The organism is Noviherbaspirillum denitrificans, assembly GCF_002211445.1.
GTDB lineage: Bacteria > Pseudomonadota > Gammaproteobacteria > Burkholderiales > Burkholderiaceae_D > Noviherbaspirillum > Noviherbaspirillum denitrificans.
The window spans coordinates 69,575-72,901 of the sequence record NZ_LSTO01000002.1 but is presented as its reverse complement, the minus strand read 5'-3'; the positions used below and the strand labels follow the sequence as shown (position 1 = coordinate 72,901).

Here is a 3,327-nt window from a genome sequence, read left to right as displayed (position 1 = left end):
GGCTGTCCTGGAAATACTTCCGCTTCTATCCCGATGGCACCTTCATCACGGTGCGCTCTGCCGGTACGCCAGACCAGGTATGGCCATGGTTCGTCCGCGAGGAGCCGAACAACGAGCGCGGCACCATCCGCATCCAGGGCAGCCGCCTGCTCTTCTTCACTACCGCCGGCGAACCGGCGGGCTACGACGGCAGCATGGAAGCCGGCCAGGTCGTGATCAATACCCACGGCAGGACCGGGCAGAACCAGCACAGCGATACCTATGAATTCGTGAGAGGGGCCGGCGAGGGCGGGGCGGCGGCGACCGCGCAGAGCCGGTAATTATCGGGAGAGAAACGCCGCCAGCCGGTTCACCCCCTCATCCAGCCGTTCGATCGAACTCGCAAAGCACCAGCGGACATACCCTTCGCCTTCCGGCCCGAACGCATTGCCAGGTGCCAGCCCCAGCTTTGCCTCCACCACCATCCGCTTGCACAGCGCCAGCGTGTCCTGCGCGCCGTCGACACGGAAGAACAGGTACATCGCGCCCTTCGGCCTCGGCGTCGTGATGCCGGGCAGCGCATTCAGCCGCTCATAGAGAAAGTCGCGCGCCGCCTGGTAACGCGACAGGGTGTGCGCGATGATTTCTTCGCCGCGTTCGATGGCGGTCACGCCCGCGCGTTGCACGAAGCCGGGGGCGCACGAGGTGTTGTACTCGATCAGCTTGCCGAGGTCGGCCATCAGCGGTTCCGGGGCGACCACCCAGCCCAGGCGCCAACCGGTCATCAGCCAGGACTTGGAAAAACTGTTGGCCGATACCAGCCGGTCTTCGGGCGCGGCGAGGTCGAGGAAGGACGGCGCGCACGCGCGTTGTCCGGGCGCGCCGTCGTACACGAGGCGTTCGTACACATCGTCCGCGAGGATCCAGATGCCATGCTTGCGGCAGTGCGCGAGGATGATTTCCTGCTGCTCCTTCGTGATCACCCATCCGGTCGGGTTGTTCGGCGAATTGATGAGCACTGCCTTCGTGCCGGGTGTGAGCGCGTCCAGCAATTGCTGCACGTCGAGTTCCCAGGTCTGGCCGAACTGTAGCGGCACCTTCACCACTTCCGCGCCGAGGATCTTCGGGATCTCGACCAGGTTGGGCCACAGCGGCGTGACCGCAACGACACGATCGCCGGGATTGACGATGAGCTGCGCCAGCAGCATCAGCGCCGACACGCCCGACGATGTCACCGCGACCCGACTCGACGCGATCGGGCGATGCAGCGCGGACAGGTAGGCGGCGATCGCTTCGCGCAGCGGCGGGATGCCGAAGTTGTGCGTGTAGAAGGTATCGCCCGCGTCCAGCGATTGCTTGGCGGCTTCGCGGATGAAAGCGGGCGTTTCCTGGTCGGGCTCGCCGAACCAGAAGGGCAGCACGTCTTGCAGGCCGATGCCGGCATTGGCGACTTCACGGATGCGCGATGCGCCGAGGTCTTGCACGGCCGCGCGTGCAGCGGGCAGGGAAGCGGGATTCAGAAGCATAGGAGGATGCGGTTGGCGAGGTCGAACATGAAGGAAGGGCGCAGGTAAGCGACGAACACCACCGCCAGCACCGCCGCGATGGCGATGCCGAGCAGGAAGCGTTTCAGTCCGTCGCGCATGTCAGGCTGTCACGGGTTGCGGCCGGCGCACGATGGCTTTTTCGTTGATCGGCAGGTTCACCAGCGCGGCAAATACGCCGAGCGCAATGATGATGCCCCATACGGTGTTGTAGTTGCCGTCACGCGTGAACAGGTAGCCGCCCAGCCATACGCCCATGAAGCTGCCGACCTGGTGCGAAAAGAACACGAAGCCCGACAGCATCGACATGTATTTCACGCCGAAGATGCCGGCGATCACGCCGTTGGTGAGCGGCACCGTCGACAGCCACAGCAGGCCGATGGCGGCGGCGAACAGGTAGATCGACAACGGCGTCAGCGGCGCCAGCAGGAACAGGCTGATCACCACCGCGCGGGCGAGGTAGATCGCCGACAGCAGGTAGCGCTTGGGCAGGAAGCTGCCGAACTTGCCGGCGTAGTAGGAACCGAAGATGTTGAACAAACCGATCAGCGCCAGCGCCGTCACCGCAACGTTCGGGTCGGTGATGCCCTTGTCCTTGAGGTAGGCGGGCATGTGCACGCCGACAAAGACCAGCTGGAAGCCGCACACGAAATAACCCGCCACCAGCAACTGGAAGGGACGGTAGGCGAACGCTTCGCGGATCGCTTCGCCCATGCTCTGCTGCGGGCCGGATGCCTTCTCGTGCGGCAACTCGCGCAGGCCGAAGGCCATCGGCAGCATCACCAGCCCCACCAATCCGGCGAGGATGTAGAAGGCGTTCTGCCAGCCGCTGGCGGAAATCAATTGTTGTTCCACCGGCATCATCAGGAATTGGCCGAAGGAACTTGCCGCACCGGAAATGCCGAAGGCCCAGGAGCGTTTCGCTTCCGGTGCGGTGCGTCCGATGATGCCGCTGACCGCGCCGAATGCGGTGCACGCCAGGGCCGCGCCGATCAGCACGCCGGAGCCGACGATGAATGCGGTCGGCTCCGACACGGTGGCCATCCACAGCAAGCCGCCGACATAGAGCAGCGCGCCCACGATCACCACGCGCGCGGTCCCGAAGCGGTCGGCCGCCATGCCGGCGAAGGGGCCGAATGCACCCCACAACAGGTTCTGCAAGGCCATCGCCAGCGAATAGGTTTCGCGCGTCCAGCCATGCGCCTGCGAGATCGGCTGCAGCCAGAATCCGAAGCCGTGGCGTACCCCCATGGCAAGTGTCAGCACGAGGCCGCTGGCAAGGAGAACGGTCTTGAGTTGCGGGGCGCGGGTGGCGGTCAGCATGGCGGATCTCGGATGACGGGAGGGAACAATCGAGTGTAGCGCAAAGCAAAAAAGCATGTGGACCGGCCTGCCCGCCATGCCAGTCCGGCGGAATTGCCGTGCAGCCAGACGCGGTGGAACAAGATTTGTGACGTATCAAAAACCCTTGGCGCGCTTTCTTGTCTTAAATCTTTTGAGGAGGCCTGATAATCAATGACAAGGATTTCGGAGACTTTTGCGCCGCATGACCGGCAGACCGCCGCCGGAAGGCGATGATGCAGTGGATACCGCGGTCTCCCATCCGCCGTCCGCGGAGCATTCCATGAAGCAGGTCGAAGAGCAAGGCAGAAGGGTGCCCGAACTGATCCGCGCGCGCGACCTGCTGACGGCGCTCGTGCTCATCGGTTCGCTGCTCGTGACCTACACGTTGTGGGACGATGCGCGCGGCTCCGTGACGCAGACGGTGCAGTCCGCATTCGACACCCGCGTGCGCGAGGTGAGC

The 3,327-nt window shown here is 64.4% G+C and carries 4 protein-coding genes and 1 pseudogene; 2 read left to right on the top strand and 3 right to left on the bottom strand.

Annotated features, from left to right (window positions below; translation table 11 throughout):
* A partial coding sequence (locus tag AYR66_RS23855) for a hypothetical protein (protein WP_206047309.1) occupies nt 1-320 on the top strand: 320 nt, incomplete at its 5' end.
* On the opposite strand, the gene AYR66_RS23850 is transcribed toward AYR66_RS23855, so the two are convergent.
* From AYR66_RS23850 to AYR66_RS23845, 3 genes are read right to left on the bottom strand one after another with little or no spacing between them, the layout of a single operon-like run.
* Entirely contained in the window at nt 321-1,505 is a 1,185-nt protein-coding gene (locus tag AYR66_RS23850; RefSeq protein WP_088710070.1) for a pyridoxal phosphate-dependent aminotransferase, read from the bottom strand.
* Nucleotides 1,496-1,624, bottom strand: a complete 129-nt coding sequence (locus tag AYR66_RS30485) for a hypothetical protein (RefSeq protein ID WP_272938373.1) — start codon at nt 1,622-1,624, stop codon at nt 1,496-1,498. Before AYR66_RS30485 ends, AYR66_RS23850 begins: the two co-directional genes overlap by 10 nt.
* Before the next feature lies 1 nt (nt 1,625).
* Nucleotides 1,626-2,846: an MFS transporter gene (locus AYR66_RS23845; protein ID WP_088710069.1), complete on the bottom strand. Its 1,221-nt coding sequence runs from the start codon at nt 2,844-2,846 to the stop codon at nt 1,626-1,628.
* A gap of 223 nt (nt 2,847-3,069) precedes the next feature.
* On the opposite strand from AYR66_RS23845, the pseudogene AYR66_RS29750 reads away from it, so the two are divergent.
* A pseudogene (locus tag AYR66_RS29750) lies at nt 3,070-3,327 on the top strand (hypothetical protein); the annotation flags it as partial.

Coding starts and splice junctions, on each gene's coding strand:
- AYR66_RS23845 (WP_088710069.1), bottom strand. CDS start 2,846: ATGCTGACCGCCACCCGCGCCCCGCAACTCAAGACCGTTCTCCTTGCC.
- AYR66_RS30485 (WP_272938373.1), bottom strand. CDS start 1,624: ATGCGCGACGGACTGAAACGCTTCCTGCTCGGCATCGCCATCGCGGCG.
- AYR66_RS23850 (WP_088710070.1), bottom strand. CDS start 1,505: ATGCTTCTGAATCCCGCTTCCCTGCCCGCTGCACGCGCGGCCGTGCAA.